1 protein-coding gene is annotated in these 1,627 nt (G+C 70.1%); it reads left to right on the forward strand.

Annotated elements, in window-relative coordinates; all coding sequences use genetic code 11:
• On the forward strand, positions 1–1,627 hold a 1,627-nt coding region (locus AOK08_RS39690; RefSeq protein WP_063794222.1), incomplete at both ends, for an NADPH-dependent 2,4-dienoyl-CoA reductase.

A 1,627-nucleotide genomic window follows, 5' to 3' on the forward strand; every position in this document is an offset into this window, starting at 1 on the left:
CACCTCCTCACCCCCCTGAACCTCGGCTTCACCACCCTCCCCAACCGCGTCCTCATGGGCTCCATGCACGTAGGCCTGGAAGAAGCCGAACACGGGTTCGAGCGCATGGCGGAGTTCTACGCGGCCCGCGCCCGGGGCGGCGTCGGCCTCATCGTCACCGGCGGCATCGCCCCCAACGACGCCGGACGCCCGTACGAGGGCGGCGCCAAACTCACCACCGACGCCGAAGCCGACCAGCACCGGACGATCACCGACGCCGTCCACCGCGAGGGCGGCAGGATCGCGATGCAGATCCTGCACTTCGGCCGGTACGCCTACCACCAGGATCTGGTCGCGCCGAGCCCGCTACAGGCCCCCATCAGCCCCTTCGCCCCGCACGAACTCACCGACACCGAGGTCGAGCGGACCATCGACGACTACGCCCGCACCGCCCTCCTGGCCCGCCGGGCGGGCTACGACGGCGTGGAGATCATGGGCTCCGAGGGCTATCTGATCAACGAGTTCATCGCGGCGCGGACCAACCACCGCACCGACCGCTGGGGCGGCACGTACGAGAACCGCACCCGCTTCCCCGTCGAAATCATCCGCCGAGTACGGGAGGCCGTAGGCGAGGACTTCATCCTCATCTACCGTCTGTCCATGCTGGACCTGGTCCCGGGCGGCTCCACGCTCGACGAGGTGATCACCCTCGCCCGCGCCGTCGAGGCGGCCGGCGCCACCATCATCAACACCGGCATCGGCTGGCACGAGGCCCGTATCCCCACCATCGCCACCTCGGTGCCGCGCGGCGCGTACACCTGGGTGACGAAGCGCCTCATGGGCGAGGTCGGCATCCCCCTCGTGACCACCAACCGCATCAACACCCCCGAGATCGCCGAGGAGTTGCTCGCCGGCGGCAGCGCGGACATGGTGTCGATGGCCCGCCCGATGCTGGCCGACCCCGACTTCGTCAACAAGGCGCGCGACGGGCGTCCCGAGGCCATCAACACCTGCATCGGCTGCAACCAGGCCTGCCTGGACCACACCTTCAGCGGGAAGATCACCTCCTGCCTGGTCAACCCGCGCGCCTGCCACGAGACGGAACTCGTCCTCGCACCGACCAGGCTGCGCAAGCGAGTTGCAGTCGTCGGCGCAGGCCCCGCCGGACTCGCCTGCGCCGTCTCCGCCGCCGAACGCGGCCACCACGTCACCCTCTTCGACGCCGCGCCCGAGATCGGCGGTCAGTTGAACGTCGCCCGCAAGGTCCCCGGCAAGCAGGAGTTCGACGAGACCCTGCGCTACTTCCGCCACCAACTCGACGCCCACAGAGTGGACGTACGCCTCAACACCCCAGTGACAGCAGACAAGTTGACGGCGGACGCGACCTACGACGAGATAGTGATAGCCACCGGCGTAGCCCCCCGCACCCCCGACATCCCCGGCATCGACCACCCGAGCGTCGTCGGCTATCTGGACGTCCTGCGCGACGGCGCGCCCGTCGGCGACCGCGTCGCGATCCTCGGCGCGGGCGGCATCGGCTTCGACGTCGCCGAGTACCTCACCGACGGCGGCGACAAGACGAGCGAGGACCCGGCGGCGTACTTCCGCGCCTGGGGCGTCGACCTGGACTACCGCGCCCCCGGCGGCC

It is taken from the genome of Streptomyces graminilatus, from assembly GCF_001418565.1.
In the GTDB taxonomy this organism is placed as follows: Bacteria; Actinomycetota; Actinomycetes; order Streptomycetales; family Streptomycetaceae; genus Streptomyces; species Streptomyces graminilatus.